15 protein-coding genes and 1 other RNA gene are annotated in these 17,885 nt (G+C 50.7%); all 16 read left to right on the top strand.

Annotation, left to right across the window (positions count from 1 at the left end; genetic code table 11):
* Window positions 1-49: 49 nt before the first annotated feature.
* The 16 genes from ffs to B5F29_RS10040 all read left to right on the top strand — a co-directional run bounded on the left by ffs (window position 50) and on the right by B5F29_RS10040 (window position 17,754).
* Window positions 50-312, top strand: an RNA gene (gene ffs, locus B5F29_RS10115) — signal recognition particle sRNA large type.
* A 263-nt stretch (window positions 313-575) separates the two neighbouring features.
* On the top strand, window positions 576-1,652 hold the full coding sequence (locus B5F29_RS10110; RefSeq protein WP_087154519.1) for a 6-phosphofructokinase: 1,077 nt from the start codon (window positions 576-578) through the stop codon (window positions 1,650-1,652).
* A gap of 18 nt (window positions 1,653-1,670) precedes the next feature.
* Window positions 1,671-3,242, top strand: coding sequence for a DNA polymerase III subunit gamma/tau (gene dnaX / locus B5F29_RS10105; RefSeq protein ID WP_087154518.1), 1,572 nt, complete (start codon window positions 1,671-1,673; stop codon window positions 3,240-3,242).
* A gap of 15 nt (window positions 3,243-3,257) precedes the next feature.
* Window positions 3,258-3,605 (top strand): YbaB/EbfC family nucleoid-associated protein, encoded by a 348-nt coding sequence (locus B5F29_RS10100; protein WP_087154517.1) that lies wholly within the window; start codon window positions 3,258-3,260, stop codon window positions 3,603-3,605.
* On the top strand, window positions 3,605-4,201 hold the full coding sequence (recR, locus tag B5F29_RS10095) for a recombination mediator RecR (RefSeq protein ID WP_087154516.1): 597 nt from the start codon (window positions 3,605-3,607) through the stop codon (window positions 4,199-4,201). The genes B5F29_RS10100 and recR overlap by 1 nt, the downstream gene beginning before the upstream one ends.
* A gap of 18 nt (window positions 4,202-4,219) precedes the next feature.
* Window positions 4,220-5,263, top strand: coding sequence for an aldose epimerase family protein (locus B5F29_RS10090; protein ID WP_087154515.1), 1,044 nt, complete (start codon window positions 4,220-4,222; stop codon window positions 5,261-5,263).
* 63 nt (window positions 5,264-5,326) lie between these two features.
* Entirely contained in the window at window positions 5,327-6,940 is a 1,614-nt protein-coding gene (locus B5F29_RS10085; protein WP_087154514.1) for a response regulator, read from the top strand.
* Between the two features lie 8 nt (window positions 6,941-6,948).
* Window positions 6,949-8,394, top strand: a complete 1,446-nt coding sequence (locus tag B5F29_RS10080) for a sensor histidine kinase (protein ID WP_087154513.1) — start codon at window positions 6,949-6,951, stop codon at window positions 8,392-8,394.
* Between the two features lie 164 nt (window positions 8,395-8,558).
* Complete coding sequence (locus B5F29_RS10075; RefSeq protein ID WP_087154512.1) at window positions 8,559-9,686, top strand: ABC transporter substrate-binding protein; 1,128 nt, start codon at window positions 8,559-8,561, stop codon at window positions 9,684-9,686.
* A gap of 115 nt (window positions 9,687-9,801) precedes the next feature.
* The gene (locus B5F29_RS10070; protein ID WP_087154511.1) at window positions 9,802-11,322 is read left to right on the top strand and encodes a sugar ABC transporter ATP-binding protein; all 1,521 of its coding nucleotides are present in this window, start codon (window positions 9,802-9,804) and stop codon (window positions 11,320-11,322) included.
* The gene (locus tag B5F29_RS10065; RefSeq protein WP_087154510.1) at window positions 11,315-12,382 is read left to right on the top strand and encodes an ABC transporter permease; all 1,068 of its coding nucleotides are present in this window, start codon (window positions 11,315-11,317) and stop codon (window positions 12,380-12,382) included. Before B5F29_RS10070 ends, B5F29_RS10065 begins: the two co-directional genes overlap by 8 nt.
* A complete protein-coding gene (locus tag B5F29_RS10060) occupies window positions 12,379-13,395 on the top strand; it encodes an ABC transporter permease subunit (protein WP_087154509.1) in 1,017 nt (338 codons plus the stop codon). The genes B5F29_RS10065 and B5F29_RS10060 overlap by 4 nt, the downstream gene beginning before the upstream one ends.
* Window positions 13,396-13,512: 117 nt before the next feature.
* Window positions 13,513-14,538 (top strand): ABC transporter substrate-binding protein, encoded by a 1,026-nt coding sequence (locus tag B5F29_RS10055; RefSeq protein WP_087154508.1) that lies wholly within the window; start codon window positions 13,513-13,515, stop codon window positions 14,536-14,538.
* Between the two features lie 100 nt (window positions 14,539-14,638).
* Window positions 14,639-15,907, top strand: coding sequence for a LysM peptidoglycan-binding domain-containing protein (locus B5F29_RS10050; RefSeq protein ID WP_087154507.1), 1,269 nt, complete (start codon window positions 14,639-14,641; stop codon window positions 15,905-15,907).
* A gap of 54 nt (window positions 15,908-15,961) precedes the next feature.
* The gene (locus B5F29_RS10045; RefSeq protein ID WP_087154506.1) at window positions 15,962-17,146 is read left to right on the top strand and encodes a DUF5711 family protein; all 1,185 of its coding nucleotides are present in this window, start codon (window positions 15,962-15,964) and stop codon (window positions 17,144-17,146) included.
* A gap of 14 nt (window positions 17,147-17,160) precedes the next feature.
* Window positions 17,161-17,754, top strand: a complete 594-nt coding sequence (locus tag B5F29_RS10040) for a CvpA family protein (protein WP_087154505.1) — start codon at window positions 17,161-17,163, stop codon at window positions 17,752-17,754.
* The last annotated feature ends 131 nt before the right edge of the window (window positions 17,755-17,885 follow it).

The following is a 17,885-nucleotide window of genomic DNA, read 5'->3' as shown; positions in this document are numbered from 1 at the left end:
GAACAGGCTATACTGTACAGGCATTTAATTTTATGTCGTCATAAGATTTCCGTGCAGCCGGGGAATTGGCGGGGCCCTGTACCTACAATCCGCCATAGTAGGGGTGATATCCTGCCTCGGGCTGTCCGGTCGGAAGCTGCCCTGCGTAAGCGGCGCTGATGCCTGGGTCTTGCGCAACAGGAACCTGTGAACCGTGTCAGGTTGGGAACAAAGCAGCACTAAGCGGGACCTCCTGTGTGCCGCAAGGGTGCCTGGGCTGAGCTGGCTGCGCAGGTAACGTTCCGGTCCGGCTGTTCAAAGCAGGATGCACGGATTATAAAAAATATAAAATACAATTACAGATTCAGTCGACGAGGCGTTCTGAAGCTGCCCTGAGGTACGGCGTTTGCCGTACGGCAGCTTTGAGGACGCCTCGTTCGGATATCCGGGGGTTGTAAGGGCCAAAACGGTCATCCGCACTTGTGAAAACCCCGCGATTAGGGTATAATAACAGCATATCATGACCGGCGGCGGGACAACTTGGCCGATTCGCGCCGGGGTGCGGAAAATTATAAAGTGTAAAGGAGATACGGGTTATGAAAAAAGTAGGGTTTTTGACCAGCGGCGGAGACTGCCAGGCGCTTAACGCTACCATGAGGGGCGTGGCCAAGGCGCTGTACAATGAGCTGGGGATGGAAGTGGAGCTGTATGGATTTGAAGAGGGATATAAAGGTCTGATCTACAATGAGTACCGCCATCTGACCCCCAGGGATTTTTCAGGTATCCTGACAAAAGGCGGAACGATTCTGGGAAGCTCCAGGGAATCTTTCAAGACCATGAGAGTCCCGGATGAGAACGGACTGGATAAAGTGGCGGCAATGAAGCAGAACTACCGCAGGCTGGAACTGGACTGCCTGGTGATCTTGGGAGGCAACGGCACGCAGAAGACCGCGAACCTGTTGCGCGAGGAAGGACTCAATATCATCCATCTTCCCAAGACCATTGACAATGATATCTGGGGGACAGATATGACCTTCGGTTTCCAGAGCGCGGTGGATATCGCCACGAACTGTATCGACTGTATTCATACCACGGCGGCGTCCCATGGACGGGTGTTTATCGTGGAAGTAATGGGCCATAAAGTAGGATGGCTGACCCTGCATGCCGGCATCGCGGGCGGGGCGGACATCGTGCTGATTCCGGAGATTCCTTATGATATTGATAAGGTCTGCGACGCTATCGCGAAAAGAAACCGCGCGAAGAAAGGCTTTACAATTCTGGCTGTGGCAGAAGGAGCGATTTCCAAACAGGACGCGAAGCTGTCCAAGAAAGAATACAAGAAGAAACTGGAGAATTATGAGTACCCATCGGTATCCTATGAACTGGCGGACGAGATCCAGAAGCGGACCGGCGCAGATGTAAGAGTGACCGTACCGGGACATATGCAAAGAGGCGGTTCCCCCAATCCGTATGACCGCGTGCTCTCCACCAGACTGGGTTCCAAAGCGGCAGAGCTTATCATTGCAGGAAAGTACGGTTATATGGTGGGCATCGTAAATGGAGAGACCTGTAAGGTGCCGCTGGGAGACGTGGCAGGAAAACTCAAGATGGTGGATCCGAACGCGGGCATCATCAAGGAAGCAAAACGTATCGGCATCAGTTTTGGCGATTAAAAAAAGGAGCAAATAGACATGTCCTATACTGCATTGTACCGAAAATTCCGCCCGGCGGAATTTTCGGATGTAAAGGGTCAGGATCATATTGTGACAACATTGAAGAACCAGATCTGCGCTGACCGCATCGGGCATGCCTATCTGTTCTGCGGAACCAGAGGAACCGGAAAGACGACCATCGCGAAGATCTTTGCCAGGGCAGTGAACTGCGAACATCCGGTGGACGGGAATCCGTGCGGAGAGTGCGCGTCCTGCCGTGCGATCGCCGCAGGTACGTCCATGAATGTGATCGAGATCGATGCGGCGTCCAATAACGGTGTGGACAACATCCGGGAAATCCGGGAAGAGGTGGCGTATTCTCCTACGGAAGGCAAGTACAAGGTCTATATTATTGACGAGGTTCACATGCTTTCTATCGGAGCTTTCAACGCGCTTCTGAAGACGTTGGAAGAACCTCCTTCCTATGTGATCTTCATACTGGCGACTACGGAGGCCAATAAGATTCCGATCACGATCCTGTCCCGCTGTCAGAGATATGATTTCCGCAGGATCACCGTAGAGACGATCGCTGGACGGCTGCGGGAATTGATGGAAAAAGAGCAGGTGGAAGTGGAAAAAAGGGCGCTGGAATATATCGCGAAAGCCGCGGACGGTTCCATGCGCGACGCATTGAGTCTTCTGGATCAGTGTATCGCGTTCTATCTGGGGCAGAAACTCACTTATGACCATGTGCTGGATGTCCTGGGCGCCGTAGACATGGATGTATTCAGCGGATTTTTCCGGAAAATCTGTGCCAGGGACCTGAAGTCCGTGATCCGGGAGCTGGACCAGATTATCTTGCAGGGCAGGGAACTGTCCCAGTTTGTCACGGACTTTATCTGGTATCTGCGCAATCTCCTGATGCTGGAAAACGGGCGAGAGATGGAGGCGGTGATCGATGTGTCGGACGAGAATCTGGCGCGGATGAGAGAGGAGGCGCGGCTGGTAAAACTGGAAGAGCTGATGCGCTATATCCGGATTTTTTCCGAGCTGTCCGGACAGATCCGCTACGCCACACAGAAGCGCGTGATGGTGGAGATGGCGCTGGTCAGACTCTGCCGTCCGGCCATGGAACCGAATTATGATTCCATCCTTCAGAGACTTTCGGATCTGGAGAAGCGGATGGTGCAGGGAATCCCGGTCTCCGCGCAGGAGAATCGGGGAGAAGACCCGGGGGGAAACGAGGAGGTTCCTTCCGGAGAACAAAGGAAGATTTCGCCGGAGCTGCTTCCGGCAGATATCAAAATGTTTCTTGATCGTTTTCAGGAGATACGCAAAAAAACCGGCTCCTGGGCGAGACAGGTTTTGAAAAACGCCGGTTTCCGGGAACTGCCGGATCACAGCGGAGTACAGATCATTCTCTGCAGGGATTACGCGGTAGACGAGCAGGCGCTGGCAGAGGAGATCGAACAGACGGCGGCACAGGAATTCCAGATGGATATCCGGGTACAGGTGCGCACGCCGCAGACGGACGCAGGATCACAGGAGCCGTGGATCGACATGGACGATCTGAGCGATTCCATAGACATGGAAATAGAGATAGAAGGATGACAGGAGGATACAGGAATGGCAAAAAGAGGAGGATTTCCAGGAGGCGGTATGCCCGGAAACATGAATAATCTGATGAAACAGGCACAGCGGATGCAGCGCCAGATGGAAGAAAGCCAGAAGGAACTGGAAGCCGCGGAATTCACGTCCGCGGCCGGAGGCGGAGCCGTGGAAGTGACGGTGACGGGCAAAAAAGAAGTGACGAAAGTGAAACTGGATCCGGAAGCTGTGGATCCGGACGATGTGGAGATGCTGGAAGATCTGGTCATGGCGGCAGTAAATGAAGCGCTGCGCAAAGCGGACGAGGCGTCCGCGGCCAGCATGGCGAAGCTGACCGGCGGTCTGGGCGGAGGATTCCCGTTCTGATGGAATACTACAGCAGCCAGATCAGCCAGCTGATCGAACAGCTGTCGTCGCTTCCGGGAATCGGGACAAAGACAGCGCAGAGGCTGGCTTTTCACATTATCGATATGCCGAAGGAACGGGTGGAGAAGCTGGCGGACACTATGGTAAAGGCCAGGAATACGATCCGTTACTGCCGGCAGTGCCTGACTCTGACGGATCAGGAACTGTGCCCGGTCTGCAGCAATCCCAAACGGAACCAGAAGGTCATCATGGTAGTGGAGAATCCCAGGGATATGAGCGCCTATGAGAAGACCGGGAAATACGACGGGGTTTACCATGTGCTCCATGGCGCGATCTCGCCTATGCTGGGCATCGGACCGGGGGATATCCGGCTGAAGGAACTGATGCACCGGCTGGAAAAGGACGTGGACGAGGTGATCATCGCCACCAATTCCAGCCTGGAAGGAGAGACCACCGCCATGTACATCAGCAAACTGGTCAAACCTACGGGGATCAAAGTAACCAGGATCGCCAGCGGCGTGCCCGTGGGCGGAGACCTGGAATATATCGACGAAGTCACATTGCTGCGCGCCCTGGAAGGACGCGTGGAGCTTTAGTTAAGGAGCGGGGATGTCATGATTACGAAGAAAGAATTTGGAGTAACAAAGAACGGAGCGCAGGCGTATCTGTACACCATGAAAAATGAAAACGGCATGGAAGCCGCGGTCACGGACTTCGGGGCGATTCTGGTGAGCCTTCTGCTCCCGGACGCGGACGGCAAAAAGACGGATGTGGTGCTGGGATATGACCGCCTGGAAGACTATGAAGAGAACGGCTGCTTTTTCGGCGCGGTCATCGGAAGGAGCGCCAACCGGATCGGCGGGGCGTCTTTTGAAATCGACGGGACGAGATACGAGCTGGCGGCCAATGAGAACGGAAACAACCTGCATACGGACCATGAGCGCGGATTTCATAAGGTAATGTGGAAGGCGGAACCGGACGAAGGGGCGAATGCCGTGAAATTTTCCTATGAGAGCCCGGACGGAGAAAACGGATTTCCGGGGAATGTACGGATCTCCGTGACCTACACGCTGCTGCCGGATAATGGGATCCAGATTACATATGACGGCGTCAGCGATAAAAAGACACTTTTAAATCTGACGAACCACAGCTATTTCAATCTGGCCGGCCATGACGCGGGAAGTATTGAAGACGAGATGCTCACGATCAACGCAAGCGGGTTTACGGAGATTTTGCCGGGAGCGATTCCCACAGGCAGGATCCTTCCGGTGGAAGGAACGCCGATGGATTTCCGCAGGGCGAAGAGAATCGGCGATGAGATCAATGCAGACTGGGAACAGCTGACGATGGTGCAGGGATATGATCACAACTGGGCCCTGGATACGGAGTTCGGCAAACTGGAAAAGATCGCGCAGGTGGAAGATCCGAAGGCAGGCCGCGTTATGGAAGTGTACAGCGACCTTCCGGGAGTGCAGTTTTACGCGGGCAACTGTATTACGCCGCAGAAGGGAAAAGGCGGAGCTTCTTACGATAAGCGCTGCGCGCTTTGCCTGGAGACCCAGTATTTTCCAAACAGTATCAATACGCCGGGATTTCGGCAGCCGGTGTTTGACGCGGGACAGCCGTATCATACGACGACAGTATATAAATTCAGATAAGAAGAAAGTGAAAAGGGTTGCCGGGGCAGCCCTTTTTATGAATAAAAAGGTTCGGGAGTCAGCATGCTGAAAGTGTTTTTGGTAGAAGATGAGATCGTGATGCGGGAAGGCATCAAAAATAATATCAACTGGACAGAGGAGGGGTTTGAATTCGCAGGCGAGGCCAGTGACGGAGAACTGGCATACCCTTTGATCCAGAAGACCAGACCTGATATTTTAATTACAGATATTAAGATGCCGTTTATGGATGGCCTGGAACTGAGCCGCCTGATCAAGCAGGAGATGCCGGATATCCGAATCATCATTCTGAGCGGCTATGATGAGTTTGAGTATGCAAAAGAAGCCATTAATATCGGGATCACCGACTATCTGGTAAAACCTGTTTCCGGCGCGCAGCTTCTGGCAGCGGTAAAAAAAGTAGAGAAAGTGATTCTGGAAGAACGGCAGCAGCGGGAATTCCTGCAGACCTTTGAAAAGGAACGGACGGAAAACGCCCAGCTTGCCCGTCAGAAGTTTTTCCGGAGTTTGATATCCGGGAAACGTCCGGTGTCCGAATTGCTGAAAGAAGGCCGCGAGGTCGGTATGGAACTGGCGGCAAAGCGATACAATATTGTGCTGTTCCAGATCTTTTCAGAAGGAAAAGTAGAAGGTTATTCAGAGGAGCAGAACGCGGTTACGACGGCCATCGAGGATATGACAGAGAATTCCGACGAGATATTGATGATAGAACTGGGCGTAGAGGGATGGGCATTCATCCTGAAAGAAACCGAGGAAATAGATCTGGAGCGGATACAGATGGAATTCCTGGAACACCTTACGCAGGTATTCCGGGGACATACGGAGATTGAGTATTTTGGAGGCGTGGGGCAGCCGGTGGGACGTCTGAGCGAACTGGGAAAATGTTTTGAAGAAGCCAGCCGTGCATTTGCGTACCGGTACCTGAAAAAACGCAACCGGATTATTTTCAGCGACAACGCGCCGGAAGAGGATACGGTGGATGAGGAGCTGTCGTTGAACTCTCTGAACGTGGAGAAACTGGACCGCAGGATCGTGGTGAATTTTCTGAAGGTCGGTTTAAAAGGAGAAGTGGGGCATTTTATTGACGAGTATATGGCCAGTCTGGGAGACCGGAATGTACAGTCGCTTTTATTCCGCCAGTACGTGACCATGGATATGTATTTTGCCGCAGTGTCAGTACTTGAACAGCTGGGATACGGGACCGAGGATCTGGTGAAACGGTGCGGAGATTTTCAGAAGATGACGGCAGAGCTTTCAACAGTAGAACAGACAAAAGAATATCTTGAAAAGGTATTTCAGACGGTCATTGATCTGAGGGAAAAAGCGTCGAGTCAGAAATACCGGACGCTGCTGCAGGATGCCCGGCACTATATTGAGCAACATTTTGATAATGAGGATATTTCCCTGAATACTGTGGCGGCCAGCGTGAACCTGAGCCCGAATCATTTCAGCACGATTTTCAGCCAGGAGATGGGACAGACATTTATCGAGTATCTGACTTCGGTGCGGATGGAAAAAGCCAAAGGGCTTTTGCGCAGTACGTCTATGAAAACCTCGGAGATTGCGTACGCGGTAGGATACAAGGATCCTCATTATTTCAGTTATTTATTTAAAAAGACGCAGGAATGTACGCCGAGAGAATACCGCGCAGGCGCGTAGGAGGAAAAATGGGAGGAAAAAAGTCTTTTTTAAAGCAGCGCCTGAATATGCTCTTGTTGGTATGTCTCATTCCTCTGACAATAATGATTGTCTATCTCCTTCTGTTGATGAATCGTTTCTCATCGCGATATGACGGTATCGTTTCGAATATTACCATGGCAAACGCCTATAACCTGACGTTTAAAGAAGATATGGATTATCTGATGTATATCATTGTGGTCAACTCGGAGCGGGCGGAAGAACTGGTAGATACGGAACAGCCGTATGTGATGATCGAGGAAGCGAGAGAAGACTTCCGGCAGCTTTATGACAAAGCGGATGCGGATTATGCCAGAAACTGTCTGAACGGTATACTGAAGAGTCTCAATTCTCTGGAAGACCGGGTTGAAGAGATCGAAAATGATGCTCTGGTAAGCGGTTCCTACGATGAAAATATGGAGCGGCTGGATATGAATATCCGGATACTGACAGAATTGATCCAGGATCAGATCCAGAGGTATATTTATTATGAGGCAACCAATCTGCAGGCACTTCGTGAGGAGATCCGGGGAGATGTGGTGACAGCCCTGCGGATGAGCGTGGTGGTGTATACGTTCATCCTGGTAGGGGCGCTTTTGATCAGCCGTAAGATTACATTGGATATTACACAGCCGATTCAGCGTCTCTGCGAAGTGACAAGGCAGGCGGGAAAGGGAGATTTTGCGGTACGTGCCAGTGAGGACAGCAATAATGAGCTGGCTGTCCTGGGATCCAGTTTTAACCGGATGGTAGAAGAGATCGGGAAACTCGTAGAAGACATCCGTGTGGAGCAGCTTAATCTTCGAGCCACAGAATTGAAACTTCTTCAGGCGCAGATTAATCCGCATTTTCTTTACAATACCCTTGACACGATTGTCTGGCTGGCAGAGGCGGGGAAAAAAGAGGAAGTGGTGTGGATGGTATCGACATTGTCCAACTTTTTCCGTACAACTTTGAGCAAAGGAAGAGATTATATCACAGTTAGAGAAGAGGAGTCGCACATTCGAAGCTATCTGGAGATTCAACAGTTCCGTTACCGGGATATCCTGAAATATGAAATTCAGATCCCCGCAGAACTGGATGAATTTATGATTTTGAAACTGACGCTGCAGCCATTGGTAGAGAACGCGCTTTACCATGGAATAAAAAACAAACGGGGGCTGGGTCATATTCGCGTGACGGGGGAACTGGACGGCGAAAAACTGGTATTCCGGGTGTGGGACGATGGGATCGGCATGACTCAGGAACGGCTGGCGCAGGTCAGGCAGATGATTCGAGGGGAAGTCCAGTCGGAAGACCAGTCGTCGGGATTCGGACTGTTTAATGTATGGCAGCGCCTGCAGCTGAATTATGGTATTGAGTACGGACTGGAGATTGACAGCCTGTATGGAGAGTGGACGGAATCCCGGGTGACGATTCCTGCCGTAACAAAATAAACTTTCTTCGGAAAAAAACTAACTTTTGTTCATAGTTTGTTCAAAAATTAGTAAAAAAACGTACTTATTCCCGAAAGAATTCTGTTTCACGTCTGGACAAACTGTTGTATTCTATTATCAGAGCCGAGGACGGCAAAACAAAATTACATAGGGAGGTTTTTCCAATGAAAAGAAAAGTTGTAAGCGTACTGGTATGCGCAGCAATGGTAGCTACCATGGCAGTTGGATGCGGAAGCAGCAGCTCCACCGACACCAGCTCTGATGCAGCGGCTACGACAGAGGAGGATACGGCAGCTGCAGACGATGCGGCAGCTACGGATGACGCAGCAGCTACGGATGATGCAGCAGCGGACGGAGATGTGATCACCATTGGTTTCGCTCAGGTTGGACATGAGTCTGACTGGCGTACCGCTTCTACCCAGTCCTGCCAGGATGTATTCTCCGCAGAGAACGGATATGACCTGCAGTTTGTAGACTGTGACAATGACTCCGCTGTACAGCTTGAGGCAGTTCGTGGATTCATCGAGCAGCAGGTAGATTACATCATCATCGACCCGATTGTTTCCACCGGATGGGATACAGTCCTGACCGAGTGCGAGGATGCGGGCATCCCGGTTATCGTAATCGACCGTACCATTGACGATTCTGATAAATATGTATCCTGGGTAGGATCCGAGTTCAAGACAGAGGGTCTTGCAGCAGGCGAGTGGCTGAAAGCTTACGCAGAAGCGAAAGGCATCAGCGAACTGAATATCCTGGTAATCGAGGGAAGCACCGGCGCATCCGCAACCATCGGACGTACGGAAGGCTTTAATGAGATTGCAGAAAGAGAAGGATGGAACATCATCGATTCTCAGACCGGTGACTTCACGCAGGAAGGCGGACAGACTGTTATGGAGTCTTACTGCAAGTCCTATGAAGGACAGTTCAACGTAGTAATCTGCCAGAACGATAACGAGGCATTCGGCGCTATGGACGCTATGACCGCAGCAGGCGTTTCCTACGGTGTTGACGGCGATGTGATCCTGGTATCCTTCGACGGATGCAGAACCGCTCTTGACTACTGCCTGGCTGGCGACATCAACGCAGTATTCGAGTGCAACCCGATGGCAGCTCCGATGGTAGAAGAAGTTATCCAGGCACTGGCAGCCGGCGAGACTCCGGAAGCTGAGATCTTCGTAGAGGAAAGCTGCTTCGCAAGCGAAGACAACGTTCCGACGATCGAGGTAAATGGAGAGACTAAAGAGATGACGGTTGTTACGCAGGAACTGATCGACGCTCGTCCTTTCTAATTACCAACGGCTGGATCTGCGGATGATGTTCCGCAGAGAAAATTGAGAATGGGAACTGGAAATGGGGAGGCTCAATACACGGGTCTCCCCTTCTTAAACGAAAGGGTATGAACTTATGGACAATAATGTAGTATTGACCATGCGCGGCATAACGATGACCTTTCCTGGTGTGAAAGCCCTTGACAACGTGGATTTTACGCTGCGAAAAGGAGAAATCCATGCGCTGATGGGCGAGAACGGTGCAGGAAAGTCCACATTGATCAAATGCCTGACCGGAATCAACGCCTTTGAGGCGGGGGAAATCCATGTGGACGGCATCGACGGACCGGTGGTAAACCATTCTACGCTGGACGCGCAGAAGAAAGGCATTTCCACCGTATATCAGGAGGTAAACCTCTGCCCGAACCTGAGTGTGGCGGAGAACCTGTTCATCGGCAGGGAGCCGAAGACGAAACTTGGCACCATTGACTGGAAGGCTATGGTGAAAAGATCAGAACAGATCATGAAGGATCTGGATATGAATATTGATGTGACTCAGAATCTGGAAGAGTATTCTCTGGCGCTGCAGCAGATGATCGCGATCGCACGTGCCGTGGATATGGACTGTAAAGTTCTGATTCTTGACGAACCGACTTCCTCTCTGGATGATCACGAGGTGGAGAAACTGTTTAAGCTGATGAACCAGCTGAAAGACAAGGGTGTAGGCATCATCTTCGTTACCCATTTCCTGGAGCAGGTATATGCGGTATGCGACCGTATTACCGTGCTGCGTAACGGCCAGCTGGTAGGAGAGTATCCGATTGCGGACCTGCCGCGCGTGAAACTGGTGGCAGCCATGATGGGTAAGGATTTCGATGACCTGGCCGCTATTAAGTCTGACGAATCTCCGGTATTTACGGATGATGATATTTTGATTGATGCACGGGGTATGAGCCATAAAGGAACGATCAAGCCGTTCGACCTTCAGATCCACAAGGGTGAAGTGGTCGGTCTGACCGGACTTCTGGGATCCGGACGAAGCGAACTGGCCCGCGTGATCTACGGCGCAGATAAGAATCAGACCGGTACGCTGAAGGTAAAAGGAAAAGAAGCAAAGATCAATGCGCCGATCGACGCCATGAATCTGGGCATGGGTCTTCTGCCGGACGACCGGAAAGCAGAAGGCATTATCGGAGACCTGTCCGTGCGTGAGAATATCATTCTGGCTTTGCAGGCGAAAAGAGGTATCTTCAAACTGCTTCCGATGAAGGAACAGATTGAGCTGGCGGATAAATACATCGAAATGCTGCAGATCAAGACGGCGAGCCGTGAGACTTTGATCAAACAGCTCTCCGGAGGCAACCAGCAGAAGGTGATCCTGGCGAGATGGCTGGCGACAGATCCGGATTTCCTGATTCTGGACGAACCGACCCGTGGTATCGACGTAGGTACGAAGACTGAGATCCAGAAACTGGTGCTGAAACTGGCAAAAGAAGGCAAGGGCCTGATCTTCATTTCTTCCGAGATCGAAGAGATGCTCCGTACCTGTACCAAGATGGCCGTCCTGCGTGACGGACAGAAAGTGGGAGAGATTACGGAGAGTCTGACTCAGGAGAGCGTGATGAAGGCAATCGCAGGAGGTGGCTCTGATGAGTAAGATTAAAAAGATTACAGGAATGCGGTTATTCCTGCCTATATTCTGTATGATACTGGTTATGGCGGTCAACATCCTGTATGATGTGGCTTCCGGAAATTTTGCGTTAAACTTTTTCACGATTTCTGTCCGGAACGGAGTCCTGTACGGACGTCTGATCGACATCCTGAACAGAGGAAGTGAGATTGCGATACTTGCCATTGGCATGACGCTGGTAGTGTCCGCGTCGGCAGGTACGGATATTTCCGTGGGTTCCGTCATGTCTCTGGCAGCTTCTTTCTGCTGTATGCTGCTGGCAGGATATGGCGTATCTTCCACGACAGAACTGGCTATGCCGCTGATCGCGGGCGTTTTGGGCGGTATTCTGCTGGCGTGCGTCTGCGGCGCGTTTAATGGATTTTTGGTGGCGTATCTGAACGTACAGCCCATGGTGGCGACGCTGATTCTGTATTCGGCGGCGCGTGCGATCGGTCTGCTGCTCTGCAACAACCTGATCGTGTATGTGCGTGAGGATTCTTTCAAAGCCATCGGTGGATATCTGGGATTTATCCCGACTCCGATTATCATTGCGGCGGTTTGCGTGGCAATTGTAGCGGTGCTCCTGAAGAAAACCGCGCTGGGCCTGTATATCCAGAGCGTAGGTATTAACAAGAAGGCATCCCGTATTGCGGGCTTGAATTCTTCCCGGATTATTTTCCTGTGCTATTTGGTATGCGGTCTTTGCGCAGGTATTGCAGGTGTAGTGGCATCTTCCCGTATCAGCTCCGCAGACTCCAATAACATCGGTCTGAACTATGAGCTGGATGCGATTTTGTCCGTGGCGCTGGGCGGCAACAGCCTGGGCGGAGGTAAATTTAACCTGGCAGGTTCCATTATAGGCGCTTATACGATTCAGGCAATTACGACGACGCTGTATGCGCTGGGCGTATCCTCGGATGTGGCTCCGGTATACAAGGCAATCATCGTCATCATTATCGTAACGATTCAGGCTCCGCCGTTTAAAGCGTACATGAAGAAACGGTCGGCGAAAAAAGCGTTGGCGAAAGGAGGGGCTGCGGCATGAAAGCAAAAAAGATAAACAGCAATACTCTGCTCCTGCTGATTACGATCGCGCTGTTCTTCGTGATGTACATAGCCGGGTGTGTGATATATGCCGATAAAGGCTTTACTCACCTGCAGACTTTCCTGAATGTGCTGATCAACAATGCGGGCCTTCTCTGCGTGGCATGCGGCATGACCTGTGTCATGCTGACCGGCGGCATTGATATTTCGGTCGGCTCTCTGATCGCCATGGACTGTATGTTCCTTGCAGTGGGAATGGAACGGTGGGGGATGAATGCTCCGCTGCTCTGTGTGCTGGTACTTGTGATCGGTTTGGTTTTTGGCGCAGTGCAGGGCTTCTGCATCGGTTATCTGGAGATTCAGCCGTTCATCGTTACCATGGCGGGTATGTTCTTCGCCAGAGGTATGACGGCGGTGATCAGTACGGATCAGGTGTCCATCAGTACAAATCAGTTTTTTGTAAACCTGGCGAATATGAAATTCGAGATTCCGTTTGGCGGCTATGTTAATAACAAAGGTATCCTTCAGATTCCATTTATCCGTGTTACGGTACTGATCGCGCTGGTTGTGTTGGTTGTTGTATTCCTGATGCTGCGTTATACGAAATTTGGACGCAGTCTTTATGCAGTAGGAGGCAATGAACAGTCTGCAACCATGATGGGACTGGATGTAAAAAGAACGAAGCTGAAAGCTTACATGCTTTCTTCCTTCCTCTGTTCTATCGGCGGTATCTGTTACTGCCTGAACACTATGTCCGGAAGTGTGCAGCAGGCACTTGGCTTGGAAATGGATGCGATCTCTTCCGCAGTTATCGGCGGCACGCTGCTGACCGGCGGTGTGGGTAATGTGATCGGTTCCTTCTTTGGCGTGCTGATCAATGGTACGATTTCCACGCTGGTAAAGACCAACGGTAAACTTTTGAGTTCCTGGTCCAATATCGCTGTAGCAGCTCTGTTGTGCTTCTTTATTGTGCTGCAGAGTATCTTTGCGAAGCTCAAGGAAAGCAAAAAATAAATTATACAGAAATTTCTGTGTCCGCATGGAAGTCCGAGAGGATTCCATGCGGATTTTTCTTGCGGAATGGCTCTGGCTCAAGTATAGTAAGGTAAAAAGAGAAAAAGAGGGATAAGGATGAAAAAAACCTGGTTATTGCTTTTGACAGCTGCGGCTGCGGCCGGCGCAGTGTGCGGCTGCGCCGAACAGGCGGAGCAGACCGAGGGACTCCTCCCATATGAAGAACTGGCGGAGGTCAGTGATGAATATATCGTCGTGGGATTTTCCCAAGTGGGATCGGAGTCTGACTGGAGAATGGCGAATACGGCTTCCCTCCAGGAAACATTTACGGAGGAAAACGGATATTACCTGCTGTATGAGGACGGACAGCAAAAACAGGAAAATCAGCTGAAAGCAGTCCGTAACTTCATTTTGCAGGAAGTGGATTATATCGTGCTTGACCCGATTGTGGAAACTGGATGGGACGGAGTGCTTCAGGAAGCAAAGGATGCCGGAATTCCGGTAATATTATCGGACCGTTCGATAGAAACGGCAAATGAAGATCTGTATACCTGCTGGGTGGGCAGCGATTTTACGGCGGAGGGAGAGCGGGCCGGCGAGTGGCTGAGCGCCTATTTAGAAAACCGGGGACGCGGGAAAGAGGAAATAAGGATCGTAACGCTGCAGGGGACACTGGGATCTACTGCTCAGATCGGAAGGACAGAAGGCTTTGCCCGGGTCATGGAAGAGCATGAGAACTGGAAGATGCTGGACCGCCAATCGGGAGATTTCACGCAGGCAAAGGGAGAGGAAGTGATGGAACAATTCCTGGAAGCCTATGATGACATCGACGCGGTAGTCTGCGAGAATGACAATATGGCATTCGGAGCGGTGGATGCGATTCAGAAAGCCGGACGGACCTGCGGGCCGGACGGAGATATGATCGTTATCTGTTTTGACGCAATGCAGGCGGCGCTGGAAGCGATGGTGAAGGGAGAGATCAACGCGGCGTTTGAATGCAATCCGCTCCTGGGACCGGAGGTAGAAGAGATCATTCAGAGTCTGGAACGGGGAGAACCGGTGGAAAAAATCCGTTATGTGGAAGAGACTTATTATGACACTTCCATGGATCTGGAGAGTATTTTAAAGAACCGTTCATACTGACAGCAGTTTTTGTCGAAGAGAAAAGGGGATTTGCGGACTCGTTTCGCCAAAAAGAAAAAACCTTCTGTGCTACGATGGGAGCAAAACGGAGGTGGACAAGATGATGGATCTGGTGGAACGGAAAGATACGAAGGAAGAACGGAAAGTCCCCAAAAACGTGAGGCAGATCGGGGAGCCCGGAGCCGGGACCAGGATTTATATAGAGGATTATGCATATACATATCTGCACCAGCTTGCAGAGGCGAACCTGACTTGTATGAAAACAGCTATTTTGGTGGGACATGCAGAGGAGGGCTCCAGAATCTATATTCAGGGAGCGCTGGAATTGGAGATGGGACGGGAAATCCGCGGCTGGTTTTCGAATGAACATTGGAGAAAAATCTTCCAGGACATTCAGGACTGGTATGAAGGAATGGACGTGGTGGGGTGGTTCCTGTCTAATCCGGGATTTCCGCCGGTACTGACAGAGGAGATGAAAACACTGCATCTGAGAAACTTCTCAGGAGACAGATATGTATTTTTTCAGATGGACGTATTGGATAATGAAGAGATATTTTACGCAGGCAGTGCGTCGGGACCTGCGCCTCTTAGCGGTTATTATATATATTATGAAAGAAATGATCCCATGCAGGCCTATATGAGCCAGAAACGCGGCGGGATCGGAATAGAACCCGAGGGAATGATCAAAGATCAGGCGGCGGCCAAATTCCGCAATGTCATGCAGGAGAAACGGGAACAGAACGGCCAGAGAAAAATGCTGGCTTTTCTTTATACGGCGTCTACATTCCTGGTGATGGTGATTCTGGTGATCGGCATCACTATGATCAATAATTATGACCGCATGGTAAATATGGAAGATGCGATCTATCAGCTGTCCGAAAATCTGGAAGAAGATACTTCTCTGGAAGCGGCGGCGGAGGAGGAGAACAGGCAGGCGCTGGAGATGGCGCAGGCATCGGACGGACAGGGCGGGGCAGATACAGAAGAAGCCTCCGCAGCTGTTTCTGAGGAGACTCCGCCGGAAGAGATATCTGCGGAAACGCCGGCTCCGGAAGAAACAGCAACTGCAGAAGAAACCGTTCCGGAAGACGCCCGGCCGGCGGAAGAATCTGCGGAAACTCAGAATCCGACAGAGGAGATCCCGGCAGAGGAACCGACGGCACAGCCGGAACCGGAAGAGGAAGTACAGGAGGCCATGTCCCAGGCTGTGCAGGAACCTGAATCATATATGGTTCAGGCAGGAGACACGCTTCTGGAGATCTGCCGGGACCGGTATGGAAACGAAGATATGGTAGCGCAGGTCTGCGAACTGAATCAGCTGGATGACGGAGATAAAATCTATGAAGGCCAGGTGATACTGCTTCCATAATCATGGGGAAAGTGTTATACTAAAGATCAGCATCTCGAAAAGCGGGAGAACAGCATGAGCATTCAGTTATTGAAAAAAGGGTCAAACACAGATCCGGATATGGAACAGTACAATAAAAATCTGCGCAGGCATCATTTGCGCAATATTGGCATCGCAGCAGCGATAGTTTGCCTGGCGGTGCTGTTCGCATGGGGAATCCAGATCGGGCTGCAGCACAGAACATATGACGTGTACGAGGTGGTAAGAAGCTTTGAGCGTTCAGATACAGTGATGACACAGTATACGGAATTTGGAACATATGTGCTGAAATACAGCCGGGATGGAATCTCTTGTGTTGACTCTTCCAACAATCTGGTATGGAGTCAGACCTATAATATGCAGAATCCCATGGTAGATATATGCGGAAACAGTGCGGCGGTGGCGGACGAGAATGGGACAGAAGCCATGGTATTCAGCGCGGACGGTCTTTTAGGAAGCTTTCAGACGCTGCTTCCTATCCGAAGTATCTCTGTATCCTCCCAGGGTGTGCTGGCCTGCCTTCTGGAGGACGGAGAAGCCATGCGTCTGAATTTGTACAGCAGTGAAGGAGAAGAACTGGTGACCTCTCATTTTGACCTCCAGGATACAGGGTATCCGGTGCAGATGTCTTTGAGTTCTGACGCCGCGAAGCTGGCAGTGTCGTTCCTGCAGATACAAAACGGAACCGTAAATACTTATCTGGCATTTTATAATTTTGGCTCTGTGGGTGAAAACTATGAAGACCACCTGGTGGCGGCCAGGACGCTGGAAGGTGCAGTGGTTCCCAGTGTGAAATATGTAGATGCCACTCACTGCTTTGCGGTGGGAACTACATCGCTTCTTTTGTATGAGGGATCCCAGATCCCGGAACTGGTACAGGAAATTCCCCTTGATCGGGAGGTGGAGAGTGTATTTTATTCTGACGACGCGGTAGGACTTGTATTGCCGGGGCAGGAGCAGGCTCATGCTCTGCGCGTCTATAACACCCAGGGGAACATGGAATTCGAGACGGAATTTGATCTGGATTATGGTACTTTAAAATTTTCCGGCGCCAATATATTAATTTACAATGAGTTTGAATGTCTCATGATTAATAGGAGTGGGACGGTTTTCTTTACGACGACATTTGACGAATCTATATCGAATCTCTATACACTTTCCGGCAATCAGAGATTTATTCTCATGCATGCATCACGGACGGATCAGATTCGTTTAAAATAGCAGGAGGACATAAGATGGCTTTGAATCTGGCAGATATTCTGGGGGCGGTATTCCTGGGACTTGGTATTTGGGACGGTTATAAAAAAGGTTTGATAAAAAAAGGAATGTCGCTGGCCATCACCCTGGCTGCCCTGGTGATCGTATATATAGCCTCCCCTTCTGTAGAAATTTTCTTCCGCGGAGTTCTTCCGGAGACAATGGGACTGGATCATCTGTTGGAAGACGGCGGAGATCTTTATCAGACGCTGTTCCTTTCCGGACTGAAAGAACAGGCGGCAGAATATGTAACATTGTTTGCGGCCCGGATCCTTTCGGTGGTTGTGACTTATGTAGTAGCAAGATTTCTGCTCCGCCTGATATTCATTCCATTGGAAGCGCTTGTGAAGGTACCCGGGCTTAGCCTTTTAAACCGGTTGGCCGGCGCCTGTTTCGGGCTTTTTCAACAGATTTTGACCTTATGGGTGTTCTTTCTGCTTCTGATGGTGTTCAGCGGGACTTCCTGGGGAGAAGCCGTAAGCGGGTTGGTACGGAGCAGCGCTTGGATGAGCTCTTTATATGAAAATAACCTGCTGCTTTTGTTTGGAATTTTATTTTTTCTAAAAGTTTAAAAAAGGTGTTGACATTCCTCGGAAGCAGTGGTATTATAATCGAGCTGACTCCGAAAGGGGTAAGCAAAGAAGCCAAAACGGTTCAAGAAAAAATAAAAAAGTTCTTGACAATGAGAAAGAGTTTTGGTAAA

The sequence above is a fragment of the Lachnoclostridium sp. An196 genome (assembly GCF_002160135.1).
Taxonomy (GTDB): Bacteria; Bacillota; Clostridia; order Lachnospirales; family Lachnospiraceae; genus Hominiventricola; species Hominiventricola avistercoris.
This window is presented reverse-complemented; position numbering and strand designations above follow the sequence as displayed.

Excerpts from the sequence above, each read along its gene's own strand:
- B5F29_RS10110 (WP_087154519.1), top strand. The coding sequence starts at position 576 with ATGAAAAAAGTAGGGTTTTTGACCAGCGGCGGAGACTGCCAGGCGCTT.
- dnaX (WP_087154518.1), top strand. The coding sequence starts at position 1,671 with ATGTCCTATACTGCATTGTACCGAAAATTCCGCCCGGCGGAATTTTCG.
- B5F29_RS10100 (WP_087154517.1), top strand. The coding sequence starts at position 3,258 with ATGGCAAAAAGAGGAGGATTTCCAGGAGGCGGTATGCCCGGAAACATG.
- recR (WP_087154516.1), top strand. The coding sequence starts at position 3,605 with ATGGAATACTACAGCAGCCAGATCAGCCAGCTGATCGAACAGCTGTCG.
- B5F29_RS10090 (WP_087154515.1), top strand. The coding sequence starts at position 4,220 with ATGATTACGAAGAAAGAATTTGGAGTAACAAAGAACGGAGCGCAGGCG.
- B5F29_RS10085 (WP_087154514.1), top strand. The coding sequence starts at position 5,327 with ATGCTGAAAGTGTTTTTGGTAGAAGATGAGATCGTGATGCGGGAAGGC.
- B5F29_RS10080 (WP_087154513.1), top strand. The coding sequence starts at position 6,949 with ATGGGAGGAAAAAAGTCTTTTTTAAAGCAGCGCCTGAATATGCTCTTG.
- B5F29_RS10075 (WP_087154512.1), top strand. The coding sequence starts at position 8,559 with ATGAAAAGAAAAGTTGTAAGCGTACTGGTATGCGCAGCAATGGTAGCT.
- B5F29_RS10070 (WP_087154511.1), top strand. The coding sequence starts at position 9,802 with ATGGACAATAATGTAGTATTGACCATGCGCGGCATAACGATGACCTTT.
- B5F29_RS10065 (WP_087154510.1), top strand. The coding sequence starts at position 11,315 with ATGAGTAAGATTAAAAAGATTACAGGAATGCGGTTATTCCTGCCTATA.
- B5F29_RS10060 (WP_087154509.1), top strand. The coding sequence starts at position 12,379 with ATGAAAGCAAAAAAGATAAACAGCAATACTCTGCTCCTGCTGATTACG.
- B5F29_RS10055 (WP_087154508.1), top strand. The coding sequence starts at position 13,513 with ATGAAAAAAACCTGGTTATTGCTTTTGACAGCTGCGGCTGCGGCCGGC.
- B5F29_RS10050 (WP_087154507.1), top strand. The coding sequence starts at position 14,639 with ATGATGGATCTGGTGGAACGGAAAGATACGAAGGAAGAACGGAAAGTC.
- B5F29_RS10045 (WP_087154506.1), top strand. The coding sequence starts at position 15,962 with ATGAGCATTCAGTTATTGAAAAAAGGGTCAAACACAGATCCGGATATG.
- B5F29_RS10040 (WP_087154505.1), top strand. The coding sequence starts at position 17,161 with ATGGCTTTGAATCTGGCAGATATTCTGGGGGCGGTATTCCTGGGACTT.